Below are 13,374 nucleotides of genomic sequence, written 5' to 3'. Positions count from 1 at the left end.
TTGCGTCCATCGATTACAGCGCGGCGCCGCGAGATCCGGGTGCTCATCGCCTAGTCTGCACAGACGATGGCTTTTGTCCGTTTCGCATCGTGCCTGGCGGCAACGGTTGTGTTGGCGTTCGCGCTGCCGGGCACGCCGGGCGCGGGCGCCGAGCCGAACGTGGCGCCTGACGGTTGCCCCTACAAGCTGTCTACCCCGCCCGCGGTGGACTCCTCGGAGATCCCCAGGGTCGGCGACCCCCCTCTTCCGCTGCCCGTGCCCGCTAGCCCCGTCGGCGGGGATGCGCTGGGCAGTTGCGGTGTGATTACCGCACCCGGCGCACCGCCGGTGCCCGGTGATGTGTCCGCCGATGCCTGGCTGGTGGCCGACCTGGACAGCGGCGCGGTCATCGCGGCCAAAGACCCGCACGGGCGTCACCGCCCCGCCAGCGTCATCAAGGTGCTGATCGCCCTGGCAGCGCTCAACGAGCTCAACCTCAACACCGCGGTGGCCGGCACCGCCGAAGACGCGGCGGTCGAAGGCACCAAGGTCGGCGTGGCCCCCGACGGCGCCTACACCGTCAACCAGTTGCTGCATGGGTTGCTGATGCATTCCGGCAACGACGCCGCTCACGCTCTGGCCAGGCAGCTTGGCGGCATGCAGATCGCGCTGGAGAAGATCAACGTGCTGGCCCGCAAGCTCGGAGGCCGCGACACCCGGGTGGCAACGCCGTCCGGGCTGGACGGGCCCGGCATGAGCACCTCGGCCTATGACATCGCCCTGTTCTACCGCTACGCCTGGCAGAACCCCACCTTCGCCGGCATCGTCGCGACGCGGGCCTTCGATTTCCCCGGCCATGGCGACCACCCCGGCTACCAGCTGGAAAACGACAATCAGCTGCTCTACAACTATCCCGGCGCGCTGGGCGGCAAAACCGGCTACACCGACGACGCCGGGCAGACGTTCGTCGGCGCCGCCAATCGGGACGGGCGCCGGCTGATGGCGGTGCTGCTGCACGGGACCCGCCAGCCGATTCCGCCGTGGGAACAGGCGGCTCATCTGCTGGATTACGGGTTCACCACCACCCCGGGCACCCGGGTCGGGACGCTTGTCGAACCCGATCCGGCGCTGGTCGCCGCCAAAGCCAATGCCGATGGGGCCCGCAACGCCGTCCCAGACGGCGCGATCGCCTCGCCCAACGATGCGCTTCCGGTGCGGGTGGGAGTGGCTGTCATCGGCTCACTGATCGTGTTCGGGCTGATGACGGTCGCACGCTCGATGAACCGCCGATTGGCGCCCTAAATCGCCCTAAGTCCGATTACCCGGCTCTCGCCGCGGCCCGCTGCGCCCGTCAGCGCCCGCCGCCTACCTCCCTGGGCGTCCCGAGCAAGCCACCAAGCGCAAAGCAAACGTTACGGCGTGTCCAACTTGTATGTGACCGGGTTGCACAGATATATTACCTGCAACTGACAGATACATATAACTGGAAGGTGCCATGCCCAACGACTTGACCCACGAGCAACTGCTGGCAGCACTGGAGCCGACGGTGGAGCACCTTCTCAACCGTCACCTTGCGAAGTTCAAGGAGTGGAATCCGCACGACTACATTCCCTGGTCCGACGGCAAGAACTTCTACGCCCTCGGCGGTCAGGACTGGGAGCCCGGGCAGTGCCAACTCTCCGACGTCGCCCGAGTGGCAATGGTGCAGAACCTACTGACCGAGGACAACCTCCCCGCATATCACCGCGAGATTGCGATGAACTTCGGCATGGACGGCCCCTGGGGGCAGTGGGTGAACCGCTGGACCGCCGAGGAAAACCGGCACAGCACCGCACTGCGCGACTACCTGGTGGTGACCCGTGCGGTCGACCCGGTCGAATTGGAGAAACTGCGCGTCGAGCAGATGACACGGGGCTTCAGCCCGGGCCAGAACCATCAGGGCGACTTGTTTGCCGAAAGCTTGTTCGATTCGGTGGTTTACGTCTCGTTCCAGGAATTGGCTACCCGGGTGTCTCACCGCAATACCGGCAAGGCCTGCCACGAGACAATCGCCGACCAGCTGATGGCCAGGGTGTCGCATGACGAGAACCTGCACATGATCTTCTACCGCGACGTCACCGCCGCCGGCCTGGAAATCGCGCCCAACCAGGCGATGAAATCGGTGCACCGGGTGCTGCGGAATTTCAAGATGCCGGGGTACACGGTGCCGGAGTTCCGCCGCAAGGCCGTCATCATCGCCGTCGGAGGTGTGTATGATCCCCGGATCCATCTCGACGAGGTCGTGATGCCGGTGCTGAGAAAATGGCGCGTCTTCGAACGCGACGATTTCACCGGTGAGGCCGCCCGGATGCGTGATGACCTGGCGCTGCTGGTCAAGGAGCTTGAGGAGGCCTGCGACAAATTCGAGGTGTCCAAACAGCGCTACCTGGAGCGAGAGGCCCGCAAGGCGGAGAAGATCACCGCCGCGAAGGTGCTCACCACCAAAGGGACCCTCACGATGAGCAAACGCTAACCGGGGTTGGCAACGCTCCTTCGGGTGAGGCGCTTCGCCGACAGCACGCCACGCGGTCGAAACGAGATCATGCAGACGTTGTGACGCTGATCGCCGCCGGCGGATCCTGGATTGCGGCGCCGGCGAACCACCCCGGCCGGCGACCGCCGTCTTCCCGGATTCGATTGCGACGCCCGGGTTCATTGACATGCACGTGCACGGCGGCGGCAGTGCCTCTTACACCGTCGCGAGCGCAACGCAAATCGCGCGCGCCGCCGAGTTTCACTTGCGGCACGGCACCACCACGACGCTGGCCAGCCTAATCGCCGCATCTCCCGGTGATCTGCTCAGCGGGGTGCGGGCGCTCGCCACCGCGGCACGCGCCGAGATCATCGCCGGTATCCATCTGGAGGGGCCGTGGCTGAGCTCGGCACGCCACGGTGCACATGATCCCGAACAGCTGCGGCGCCACGGTTGGCACCCATTTGTTCAACGCGATGCGCCCGATGCATCACCGCGAGCCCGGGCCCGCCCTTGCCCTGCTGGACGATCCGAGGGTGACAGTCGAGCTGATCACCGACGGGGTACATGTTCACCCCGAGGCCGCTGCCGGTCGACATCGTCTCGGGCGTGGCGCGGGTGCGTACAACGTCGACCAGCGCCGGCAGCACCGCTACCATGGATCAGCTCTTTCGCACCGTGGCCGGCGCGCATTCGGATGCGGCGCTGGTCGCCGCCGTGCGGATGACCTCGGGCACACTGGCCCGCGTCCTCGGGCTTGACCGGGTCAGCTGTTAGCCCTCTTTTACGGATCGGGAGGACAGCCGGGCGCCGCGCGAAGGTTGTCCGGTGAGGTCGCCGCCCATGCGGTGGCGAACAGCACCAACCGAGCGGTGATGTACGCGAACACCATCAGGCCCACTACCGGACCAAACGTCGCACCCGCCGGGCTGCGCAGAACCAACCGCAGGTAGATCGACGCCACCTGCTGGAACAACTCGAAACCGATCGCCGCGATCAAGCCTGCCCGGATCGAGCTTTTAAAGCTGATCGCTTCCCGCGGCAGCCTTGCTATCACCCACGTGAACAGCAACCACGACACCACCCAGGACATCACCAGAGATGCACCGCGAAGAAACCCGCCTAACACTGGAAAATAATGGACTCCAAGCCATCGCAATACATTAGCCATTGTCGCCGCATCCCCCAGCGCGGTCAGCGCTACGGTGACGAGGGTCACCACAACCGCTGAGGTCATGGCTGCCAGGTCCGAGAGTTTGGTTCGCGCAAAACCGGCTGACCTCGTGCGTTGTTTCCACATCTGGCTCAGCGCTTCACGCAGATTCGCCATCCACCCCAGACCTGCCCAGGCCGCGGCGACCAGGCCGATGACACCGACCGACGTGCGCGAGGCGATCGCTAACCCCATCAGGTCGATCAGTTGGCGGCCCAACTCGCCCGACACCGACGACCTGATTTTGTCGTCAATCTGAGCCAGCAGATCGAGCCGACGTGACAGGATGAATCCGGTGATCGCGAAACCAACCATCAGCAACGGGAATAACGCGAAGATCGTGTAGTAGGCGAGGCCGGCTGCATAGAAATTACCCTTGCAGTCGGTGTAGCGCTCGTTGGCCCGCACGGCGTGGTCGACCCATCCGTACCTCGCTCGCAGCCGATGCAGAATTCCGGGTGCGGCCGCTTCGCTCATGCCGATACCAGCCTACGAGCGCTGTGGGAGAAACCCGAGCCGATCATAAACGCGGTCAACCGTTTTAGCGGCCACATCCTGAGCCCGTGCCGCTCCCGCAGCAAGTACGGCCTCCAATTCCGCAGTGTCGGCCATCAACTCGTCCACCCGGCTTTTTATCGGCGTCACGAACTCGATGACGGCCTCGGCGGTGTCTTTTTTCAGATCCCCGTAGCCATGCCCGGCGTATCGCTGAACCAGGGTGTCGATTTCGACGCCGGTGACGGCCGACTGGATGGCCAGCAGGTTCGACACTCCTGGCTTGGCTTGCGGGTCATAACGGATTTCGCGCTCGCTGTCGGTCACTGCCGAACGAATCTTTTTGGCGGACACCGCCGGGTCGTCAAGTAGGCTGATCAACCCGGCGTCCGTGGCCGCGGATTTGCTCATCTTCGCCGTCGGATCTTGCAGGTCATAGATTTTGGCGGTTGCCTTGGGGATCAGCAACTCGGGAATGACGAAAGTGCTCGGAAAGCGGCTGTTGAACCGCTGCGCAACGTCGCGCGCCAGCTCGAGGTGCTGACGCTGGTCCTCGCCGACCGGCACCAGGTCGCTGTCATAGGCCAGCACGTCGGCGGCCTGCAACACCGGGTAGGTGAACAAACCGACGGTGGTCGATTCACTACCGTGACGCGTCGACTTGTCTTTGAACTGCGTCATCCGCGCGGCCTGCCCGAAACCGGTGAAACAGCCCAGCACCCACGCAAGCTGGGTGTGGGCGGGCACGTGGCTTTGCACGAAAACAGTGCTGCGGGTGGGATCGATGCCCAACGCCAGATACTGCGCGGCGGTAAGCAGGGTCCGCCGTCGCAGGTCCCCGGGATCCTGCGGGACGGTGATGGCATGCAGGTCAACCACACAGAAGAATGCCTCGTAGTCGTCCTGCAGCGCGGCCCACTGCGTGATGGCGCCCAGCGCATTGCCCAGGTGAAGAGAGTCGGCGGTGGGCTGCACGCCGGAGAAGACCCGCCGAGGTCCGCTGGCAGTGCTCATGATGGTCCGATCTTGTCACGTTGTTGCCGGCCGGCACGCTGCGGCCACCCGGTATGCGACCCCCCAGCACGGCGACACACCTGCACGCGCCTTGCGGTACCGGCGGTATCACCCTTAGTGTCGGCACCATGCCTCGGACCACGACCCGGACACCGATCCACCTGGGAGCCGGTGAACCGGTCCTGCTGCTCCATCCGTTCCTGATGTCACAGCTGGCCTGGGAAAACGTGGCGCAGCGGTTGGCCGATACCGGCCGCTACGAGGTGTTCGCGCCGACAATGGCCGGCCACAACGGTGGGCCGCCCCCGCACACCCGATTCCTCAGTTCCGCGGTGCTGGCCGACCACGTCGAGCGGCAGCTTGACGACCTGGGCTGGAACACCGCGCACATCGTCGGCAACTCGCTCGGCGGATGGGTGGCGTTCGAGCTGGAGAGTCGGGGACGGGCGCGGACTGTCACCGCGATCGCGCCCGCGGGTGGCTGGAAGCGGTGGAGTGTGACGAAATTCGAGGTGATCGGCAAGTTCGCCGGAGGTCTGCCGGTGTGGGTGCTGGCCCGCTGGCTGGGTCCGCGCATGTTGCTTCTGCCGGGGAGCCGGCGAATAGGCACCCTGCCGATCAGTGGATCTCCCGATGGGGTAAGCGAACGCGAACTCAGCGCGATCATCGACGACCTCGCGCATTGCCCGGCTTACTTTCAGTTGCTGGTTAAATCGTTGCTGCTGCCCGGGCTGATGGACCTGGCCGCTACCGCCGTGCCCACGCAACTGGTGCTCTGCGAAAAGGATCGGGTGGTGCCTCCGCGCAGGTTCAGCGCGTATTTCACCGACCACCTGCCTGCCACCACCGTGGTCAGGACACTGGACGGTCTTGGGCACATCCCGATGTTCGAGGCGCCACAGCGGGTCACGGAGGTCATCGCCGACTTTCTCGACCAGCACAGTCGGCCGATCCACACGGTCGAACCGTCGGCGGGTTAGCCGAGTGCCTTTTTCAAATTGTCGGCGATAGCACCGAGGAACTCCTCGGTGTTCAGCCAGGACTGCTCCGGCCCGATCAGCACGGCCAGGTCCTTGGTCATCTGCCCATCCTCGACCGTGCCGATCACGACCTCCTCCAACTTCCGGGCGAAGCCGATCACCTCGGGGGTGTTGTCAAGCTTGCCGCGGTGCTGAAGTCCGCGGGTCCAGGCGAAAATCGAGGCAATCGGGTTGGTGGACGTCGGCTTGCCTTCCTGGTATTGGCGAAAATGCCGGGTGACCGTGCCGTGGGCGGCTTCGGCCTCCACCGTGTTGCCGTCTGCTGTCATCAACACCGACGTCATCAACCCCAGCGAGCCATAGCCTTGCGCAACCGTATCGGATTGGACGTCGCCGTCGTAGTTCTTGCACGCCCACACATAGCCGCCTTCCCACTTGAGGCAAGCCGCGACCATGTCATCGATCAACCGGTGTTCATAGGTCAGCCCGGCCGCTTCGAACTCGTCCTTGAACTCCTCGTCGTAGATGCGCTGAAACTCGTCTTTGAACATGCCGTCGTAGGCCTTGAGGATGGTGTTTTTTGTTGATAGATATACCGGGTAGTGCTCTTGCAGCCCGTAGGCGAATGACGCCCGAGCGAAATCCTGGATGGATTTTTTAAAGTTGTACATCCCCATCACCACACCGCCGTCCTCGGGGATGCGCACCATCTCATGCACGATCGGCTCGCCACCGTCCTCGGGAATGAAGGTCAGTGTGACGGTGCCCGGCCGGTCAACCTTGAAATTGGTCGCCCGGTACTGGTCGCCGAAGGCATGGCGGCCGATGACGATCGGCTTGGTCCAGTGCGGAACCAGCCGTGGGACATTCGAGATTATGATTGGTTCGCGAAAAATAGTTCCGCCCAATATGTTTCGAATCGTCCCATTCGGCGAGAGCCACATCTTCTTCAGATTGAATTCCTTGACCCGCGCCTCGTCGGGAGTAATAGTGGCGCATTTGACGCCGACACCGTGCTTTTTGATCGCATACGCCGCGTCGATCGTCACCTGGTCATCGGTGGCGTCACGATGCTCGATACCCAGATCGTAATACTCGAGATTGATGTCCAGGTGCGGAAAGATCAGCATATCTTTGATGAGCTTCCAGATGACACGCGTCATCTCGTCACCATCGAGTTCTACTACGGTGCCTTCGACTTTGATCTTGGATCCGCTGGACATGTGAACCCGGTCCTCCTGCGCAACGATCGCCTGGTGAGCGCTTGTGGCCGGCCGTGTGAGCGCAGCGGTCGGCCACTCCCAGGCCAGACTACAAGGAGCCATCTGACCGCCCACAGTCGAGCGGAACGCCCTTGCAGCTACTGATGAGTACTTTCGGTCCGGTAGCGCTGTCGCGGAGCCCTGAGCGTCGCTCACTCGCCGTCGCCTTCGGTGCCTGCTACTCGGCTCCTCGCTCGTGAGCGTCGCTCACTCGCCGTCGCCTTCGGTGCCTGGGTGGCGCGGGGTTGGGGTCATGCGATAACCTTTCTCTCGGTCATGAGCGCCAGCGCCAAGCCCCGGCTTGCTGGCCGGCAACCCTCCAACCGCGGTGGGGTGCCCCGGGTGATGACCAGGTTGAGTAGCCACCACCGGCTACGCGGCAAGCGCGGGTCCGCCATGACGGGCCCCCCGAGTAGACAGGGAAACCTGATGCGCTCCTCTGTGGGCCGGCCCGCTATGTGTCGTTGTCACTGAGCCGATGGCCGCCAACTGACGTCATCACCGATGGCGTCGCAGGTGACTGCGGGCACCGCACCCACCCTTACTAAATACCTTTACTAAACCCCGAGCAGAAAGCCACCGAGGTGAGCCTCCAAAACGACACCGGCAACGACAACGACCCGACCGCACACTGGTCGTTTGAGACGAAGCAGATCCACGTCGGCCAACGGCCGGACCCGGTTACCAACGCGCGCGCCCTGCCGATCTATCAGACCACCTCCTACACCTTCGACGACACCGCGCACGCCGCGGCCCTGTTCGGTCTGGAGATCCCGGGCAACATCTACACCCGGATCGGCAACCCGACCACCGAGGTTGTCGAACGGCGCATCGCCGCGCTGGAAGGCGGTGCGGCAGCCCTGTTCCTGGCGTCCGGACAGGCCGCTGAGACCTTCGCGATACTCAACCTTGCCGGTGCGGGCGACCACATCGTGTCTAGCCCGCGGCTCTACGGTGGCACCTACAACCTGTTTCACTATTCGCTGCCCAAGCTCGGTGTCGACGTCAGCTTCGTCGACGACCCCGACGACCTGGACTCGTGGCGGTCCGCGGTCCGGCCGAACACCAAGGCGTTCTTCGGCGAGACCATCTCCAATCCCCAGATCGACATTCTCGACACGCCCGGAGTGTCGGCGGTCGCCCATGAAAACGGCGTACCGCTGATCGTCGACAACACCATTGCCACCCCCTATCTGATCCAGCCGATCACCCACGGCGCCGACATCGTGGTGCACTCGGCTACCAAATACCTAGGCGGGCACGGCGCCGCGATCGCGGGGGTGATCGTCGACGGCGGCACCTTCGACTGGACGAGCGGACGCTTTCCCGAATTCACCACGCCCGATCCGAGCTATCACGGCGTGGTATACGCCGAGCTGGGTCCACCGGCGTTCGCGGTTAAGGCCCGCGTCCAGCTACTTCGCGATTACGGCTCGGCGGCTTCACCGTTCAACGCGTTCCTGGTGGCCCAAGGCCTGGAAACGTTGAGTCTTCGCGTGGAAAGGCACGTCGCCAATGCACAGCGGGTGGCCGAGTTCCTTGCCGGCCACGAGGACGTCCTTGCGGTCAACTACGCGGGACTGCCCGGCTCACCCTGGTTTGAGCGCGCGAAAAAACTGGCGCCCAAGGGAACCGGAGCAGTGCTGTCGTTCGAACTGGCCGGTGGTGTCGAGGCCGGCAAGGCGTTCGTCAACGCACTCAAGCTGCACAGCCACGTCGCCAACATCGGTGACGTGCGCTCGCTGGTGATCCACCCGGCCTCGACGACCCATTCCCAGCTCACCCCCGAGGAACAGCTGTCCACCGGTGTGAGCCCCGGGCTGGTGCGGCTGGCCGTCGGCATCGAGGGCATCGAGGACATTCTCGCCGATCTGGAGCTCGGCTTCGCGGCCGCGCGAGCGCACCGCGGAACCGCCGCCGATCCGCAGTCCGTGGCGGCCTTTTGAGGAGTCTGAGATGACGATCTCCGATGTGCCGACGCAGACCCTACCCGCCGAAGGCGAGGTGGGGCTGATCGACATCGGCTCACTGAGGCTGGAAAGCGGCGCGGTAATCGACGACGTCTGCATCGCGGTGCAGCGCTGGGGAGAGCTGTCTCCCGCCCGCGACAACGTCGTCATGGTCTTGCATGCGCTCACCGGTGATTCGCACATCACCGGGCCCGCGGGACCGGGGCACCCGACGCCGGGCTGGTGGGACGGCGTGGCCGGGCCGGGCGCGCCGATCGACACCACCCGCTGGTGTGCGGTGGCCACCAACGTCCTGGGTGGCTGCCGTGGCTCGACCGGTCCCAGCTCGCTAGCTCGTGACGGAAAGCCTTGGGGATCAAGGTTTCCCAAAATTACGGTGCGCGATCAGGTGGAGGCCGATGTGGCTGCGCTGGCCGCCCTCGGCATCACCGAAGTCGCCGCCGTGGTCGGCGGGTCGATGGGTGGTGCGCGAGCACTGGAATGGATCGTCAGCCATCCCGACCGGGTCCGCTCCGGGTTGCTGCTGGCGGTGGGGGCACGTGCCACCGCCGATCAGATCGGAACCCAGACAACCCAGATCGCGGCCATCAAAGCCGATCCGAACTGGCAGGGCGGCGATTACCACGGCACCGGGCGCACCCCTGACACCGGACTTCAAATCGCCCGCCGCTTCGCGCACCTGACCTACCGCGGCGAGCTGGACCTGGATATCCGATTCGCCAACGACCCCCAGGACGACGCAGACCCGATAACCGGCGGGCGCTACGCGGTGCAAAGCTATCTGGAACACCAGGGGCAAAAACTGGTGTCGCGCTTTGACGCTGGGACCTATGTGGTGTTGACAGAGGCACTGAACAGCCACGACGTCGGCCGCGGACGGGGCGGTGTGGCTGCGGCGCTGCAAAGTTGCCCGGTGCCGGTGGTGGTCGCGGGTATCACCTCCGACCGGCTTTACCCGCTACGCCTGCAAGAGGAGTTGGCCGAGCTGCTGCCGGGCTGTGCCGAGCTGCAGGTTGTCGACTCGATCTATGGGCATGACGGGTTTCTGCTGGAATCGCAAGCTGTCGGCGAGCTGATCCGTCAGACACTGGAGTTGGCTCTTCGACCAGCCACCGCAGAGGGCGTGCATTCGCGGTGACCCGCTCCCGGCACGAGCGTTCGCTGTCGTTCGGCGCGGAGGCCGCCGCCTACGAGCGGGGCCGTCCGTCCTATCCGCCCGAGGCGATCGATTGGCTGCTGCCCGAAGGGGCCCGCACTGTGCTGGACCTGGGTGCCGGAACCGGAAAGCTGACCACCCGGCTGGTCGAACGCGGTTTGGACGTAGTGGCGGTTGACCCGATCCCCGAGATGCTCGAGGTGCTGCGCAGCTCGCTGCCCCAGACACCCGCACTACTGGGTACTGCGGAGGAGATTCCCCTGGCAGACAACAGCGTTGACGCTGTCCTGGTCGCCCAGGCGTGGCACTGGTTCGACCCCGCCCGGGCAATTCCGGAAGTGGCCCGCGTGCTTCGGCCCGGTGGGCGACTGGGTCTGGTGTGGAACACGCGCGACGAACGGCTCGGCTGGGTGCGCGACCTGGGGCGCATCATCGGCCGCGACGGCGACCCCGTGCGCAACAAGGTGTCCCTGCCCGCGCCGTTCGCCGAACAGCAACGCCATCACGTCGAGTGGACGAATTACCTGACGCCACAAGCATTGCTCGACCTAGTCGCCTCGCGCAGCTACTGCATCACATCGCCAGCCGAGGTGCGCGCCAAGACCCTGGACCGAGTCCGCGAGTTGCTGGCCACACATCCGGCATTGGCTAACACCACCGGTCTGGCCCTGCCCTACGTCACGGTCTGCGTCCGGGCCACGCGGGCCACGTCATAGCGCGCCGGACAGCGTCACACGCCACCGCGCTAACGCCGAGGAGCGACGGCTCCTCCTGGCCGTCGCATCGGTGGTATCGCGCCGTGCACGAATCTTTATCCCGTCGTGTCGTCGATGTGACGCCGATAGACCATGGTCATGCAAGAAACTGTCGAGTGCCGTGAGCGCACTCCAAACACCTGAGGAGCGCGAGATGCCGGCGAAGCGGGCGGCCCGAAAGCCGATGATCATTCCCACGCTGGCGGTGTCTCTCGGTGTCGCAGCCGCCGCAGGGGCGGCTGCGACACCGGCACAGGCAAACTCGATCGATGACGGATTCCTGTCCGCCTTAACCGGTGCCGGTATCAACTACGGCGACCCCGGCAGCGCGGTGGCGCTTGGCCAGTCGATCTGTCCCATGCTGGCCCAGCCCGGCGGGACGTTTGCCTCCGCAGTGTCGAGCATCACCGGCAGCAGCGGGATGTCGCCGGCCATGGCGGACATGTTCACCAGCATTGCGATATCGATGTACTGCCCGTCGATGATGGCATCAATCGCCAACGGCAACCTACCAAGCCTGCCGCAATTGCCGGGTGTGCCGAGTATCTAGCGCGTCCCCAGCGGGTCGATCGTCGACGCGATGTACACCATCGCCGCCGCGACCGCCGCCATCATGACGAAGTCGATTCCCTTGCTGCGCACCACCAGCAGACCGGCCCGCTCGTCGGACAACAGCAGCCGCAGTGCCGCCGCCACCCCCACACCGATGCCGATGAGCAATGCCCCGCGCCGCCAGAAATTCGCCGCCACCAAACCGAACCCCGCGAGGAAGATCAGCCCAACCAGCAGTATCGGCGCTTGGCCCCGGATCGTCTCGCGGGCACTCATAGCCGCTCTGCCAGCTCGACGACATTTGTCAGCAGAAACGCCCGGGTGAGCGGTCCGACGCCGCCGGGATTCGGCGAAACGTAACCGGCGACCTCCCACACCTCCGGATGCACATCGCCGACCAGCCCGCTCTCGGTGCGGCTGACGCCGACGTCGATGACAGCGGCTCCGGGGCGCACCATGTCTGCGGTCAGCAGGTGCGGCACACCCGCTGCCGCGACAACGATGTCTCCTTGTCGGGTCAGCCGAGCCAGATCGCAGGTTCCGGTGTGGCACAACGTCACCGTGGCGTTGTGCGAGCGCAGGATGAGCAACAGCCCTAGCGGGCGACCAACGGTCACGCCGCGACCGATGATGACCACATGGGCGCCGGCGATCTCAACGCCGTAGCGACGCAAGAGATGCACGATGCCGCGCGCAGTGCACGGCAGCAGCGCCGGGGCGCCGAGCACCAGCCGACCCAGGTTCATTGGATGCAGACCGTCGACGTCCTTGGCCGGGTCGACACGCTCCAGGGCCGCGTTTTCATCGAGATGCTTCGGCAGCGGCAACTGCACGATGTACCCGGTGCACTCGGGATTGGCGTTCAGCTCGTCGATAGTCTCGTTCAGCTTGACTTGAGAGATATCGGCGGGCAGATCCCGGCGGATGGAGGTAATGCCCACCTTGGCCGAATCGGCGTGCTTGCCGCGGACGTAGGCCTGTGACCCGGGGTCGTCGCCGACCAGGATGGTACCAAGCCCCGGTGTGCGGCCTGCTGCGGTCAGCGCGGCCACCCGCCGCTTCAGGTCGGCAAAGATCTCGTCGCGGGTAGCCTTACCGTCCAGCGTTATCGCAGTCACATCTGACAGTCTGACACCCGCCCGGCCGCCCAGCGCGCCCGGCTACGCAGGCTGCCGAGGCGTCTGCGGACCCGGGGTAATTGTTGCTGGCCAAAGCCTCGGCCGGCGCACCGCCGGCCATCGGCCAGTTTTAGCGCCGTCGAAACCTATTGGGCCACAGTTGATTCGCTAGCCGGTTGCGCTGCTCACTCACGGGCCTGGGACGACACCGAAACAACAGCCCAAAACAACAGTCCAATAAATCAACGAAGCTCGATTGCCGAGGCGTCATCGCGGAGAAACGAGAAATAAGGAGAAACAAGCCGAGACGCAAAATTCCGCGAACCAGCTGGCGGGTCGTTCGTAACCCCCGTCGCCGCAAACCACTA

Annotated in this window: 12 protein-coding genes, 1 pseudogene and 1 riboswitch; of the genes and pseudogenes, 8 read left to right on the top strand and 5 right to left on the bottom strand. The window is 64.8% G+C overall.

The window, feature by feature from the left end; translation table 11 throughout:
* Positions 1 to 66 precede the first annotated feature (66 nt).
* The 3 genes and pseudogenes from MSM1_RS11685 to MSM1_RS11675 all read left to right on the top strand — a co-directional run.
* The gene (locus MSM1_RS11685; RefSeq protein ID WP_213442335.1) at positions 67 to 1,281 is read left to right on the top strand and encodes a D-alanyl-D-alanine carboxypeptidase family protein; all 1,215 of its coding nucleotides are present in this window, start codon (positions 67 to 69) and stop codon (positions 1,279 to 1,281) included.
* Positions 1,282 to 1,474: 193 nt separating this feature from the next.
* Positions 1,475 to 2,491, top strand: coding sequence for an acyl-ACP desaturase (locus MSM1_RS11680; RefSeq protein ID WP_213442333.1), 1,017 nt, complete (start codon positions 1,475 to 1,477; stop codon positions 2,489 to 2,491).
* Positions 2,492 to 2,591: 100 nt separating this feature from the next.
* Positions 2,592 to 3,259: pseudogene (locus tag MSM1_RS11675) on the top strand (amidohydrolase family protein); the annotation flags it as partial.
* A 16-nt stretch (positions 3,260 to 3,275) separates the two neighbouring features.
* On the opposite strand, the gene yhjD reads toward MSM1_RS11675, so the two are convergent.
* Together yhjD and trpS are read right to left on the bottom strand one after the other, a co-directional pair.
* Entirely contained in the window at positions 3,276 to 4,181 is a 906-nt protein-coding gene (gene yhjD, locus MSM1_RS11670; RefSeq protein WP_213442331.1) for an inner membrane protein YhjD, read from the bottom strand.
* A gap of 12 nt (positions 4,182 to 4,193) precedes the next feature.
* Positions 4,194 to 5,213: a tryptophan--tRNA ligase gene (trpS, locus tag MSM1_RS11665; protein WP_213442328.1), complete on the bottom strand. Its 1,020-nt coding sequence runs from the start codon at positions 5,211 to 5,213 to the stop codon at positions 4,194 to 4,196.
* A 182-nt stretch (positions 5,214 to 5,395) separates the two neighbouring features.
* On the opposite strand from trpS, the gene MSM1_RS11660 reads away from it, so the two are divergent.
* Entirely contained in the window at positions 5,396 to 6,193 is a 798-nt protein-coding gene (locus MSM1_RS11660) for an alpha/beta fold hydrolase (protein ID WP_213442916.1), read from the top strand.
* Here the strand turns inward: MSM1_RS11660 and MSM1_RS11655 are convergent.
* A complete protein-coding gene (locus MSM1_RS11655) occupies positions 6,190 to 7,416 on the bottom strand; it encodes an NADP-dependent isocitrate dehydrogenase (RefSeq protein ID WP_213442326.1) in 1,227 nt (408 codons plus the stop codon). The genes MSM1_RS11660 and MSM1_RS11655 overlap by 4 nt on opposite strands.
* 311 nt (positions 7,417 to 7,727) lie before the next feature.
* Positions 7,728 to 7,847, top strand: a riboswitch (SAM riboswitch).
* A gap of 192 nt (positions 7,848 to 8,039) precedes the next feature.
* Here MSM1_RS11655 and MSM1_RS11650 point away from each other — a divergent pair.
* The 4 genes from MSM1_RS11650 to MSM1_RS11635 all read left to right on the top strand — a co-directional run bounded on the left by MSM1_RS11650 (position 8,040) and on the right by MSM1_RS11635 (position 11,886).
* Positions 8,040 to 9,401 (top strand): bifunctional o-acetylhomoserine/o-acetylserine sulfhydrylase, encoded by a 1,362-nt coding sequence (locus tag MSM1_RS11650; RefSeq protein WP_213442324.1) that lies wholly within the window; start codon positions 8,040 to 8,042, stop codon positions 9,399 to 9,401.
* A 10-nt stretch (positions 9,402 to 9,411) separates the two neighbouring features.
* Entirely contained in the window at positions 9,412 to 10,563 is a 1,152-nt protein-coding gene (locus MSM1_RS11645; protein WP_213442322.1) for a homoserine O-acetyltransferase, read from the top strand.
* Positions 10,560 to 11,297 (top strand): class I SAM-dependent methyltransferase, encoded by a 738-nt coding sequence (locus tag MSM1_RS11640; protein WP_213442320.1) that lies wholly within the window; start codon positions 10,560 to 10,562, stop codon positions 11,295 to 11,297. The genes MSM1_RS11645 and MSM1_RS11640 overlap by 4 nt, the downstream gene beginning before the upstream one ends.
* A 193-nt stretch (positions 11,298 to 11,490) precedes the next feature.
* Entirely contained in the window at positions 11,491 to 11,886 is a 396-nt protein-coding gene (locus tag MSM1_RS11635) for a DUF732 domain-containing protein (protein ID WP_213442318.1), read from the top strand.
* Here the strand turns inward: MSM1_RS11635 and MSM1_RS11630 are convergent.
* Both MSM1_RS11630 and MSM1_RS11625 read right to left on the bottom strand, forming a co-directional pair.
* The gene (locus MSM1_RS11630; protein ID WP_213442316.1) at positions 11,883 to 12,164 is read right to left on the bottom strand and encodes a DUF3017 domain-containing protein; all 282 of its coding nucleotides are present in this window, start codon (positions 12,162 to 12,164) and stop codon (positions 11,883 to 11,885) included. The genes MSM1_RS11635 and MSM1_RS11630 overlap by 4 nt on opposite strands.
* Positions 12,161 to 13,006 (bottom strand): bifunctional methylenetetrahydrofolate dehydrogenase/methenyltetrahydrofolate cyclohydrolase, encoded by an 846-nt coding sequence (locus MSM1_RS11625; protein ID WP_213442314.1) that lies wholly within the window; start codon positions 13,004 to 13,006, stop codon positions 12,161 to 12,163. The genes MSM1_RS11630 and MSM1_RS11625 overlap by 4 nt, the downstream gene beginning before the upstream one ends.
* Between the last annotated feature and the right edge of the window lie 368 nt (positions 13,007 to 13,374).

It is taken from the genome of Mycobacterium sp. SM1, assembly GCF_018361265.1.
Lineage (GTDB): Bacteria > Actinomycetota > Actinomycetes > Mycobacteriales > Mycobacteriaceae > Mycobacterium.
This window is presented reverse-complemented; position numbering and strand designations above follow the sequence as displayed.

Excerpts from the sequence above, each read along its gene's own strand:
- MSM1_RS11685 (WP_213442335.1), top strand. The coding sequence starts at position 67 with ATGGCTTTTGTCCGTTTCGCATCGTGCCTGGCGGCAACGGTTGTGTTG.
- MSM1_RS11680 (WP_213442333.1), top strand. The coding sequence starts at position 1,475 with ATGCCCAACGACTTGACCCACGAGCAACTGCTGGCAGCACTGGAGCCG.
- yhjD (WP_213442331.1), bottom strand. The coding sequence starts at position 4,181 with ATGAGCGAAGCGGCCGCACCCGGAATTCTGCATCGGCTGCGAGCGAGG.
- trpS (WP_213442328.1), bottom strand. The coding sequence starts at position 5,213 with ATGAGCACTGCCAGCGGACCTCGGCGGGTCTTCTCCGGCGTGCAGCCC.
- MSM1_RS11655 (WP_213442326.1), bottom strand. The coding sequence starts at position 7,416 with ATGTCCAGCGGATCCAAGATCAAAGTCGAAGGCACCGTAGTAGAACTC.
- MSM1_RS11645 (WP_213442322.1), top strand. The coding sequence starts at position 9,412 with ATGACGATCTCCGATGTGCCGACGCAGACCCTACCCGCCGAAGGCGAG.
- MSM1_RS11635 (WP_213442318.1), top strand. The coding sequence starts at position 11,491 with ATGCCGGCGAAGCGGGCGGCCCGAAAGCCGATGATCATTCCCACGCTG.
- MSM1_RS11630 (WP_213442316.1), bottom strand. The coding sequence starts at position 12,164 with ATGAGTGCCCGCGAGACGATCCGGGGCCAAGCGCCGATACTGCTGGTT.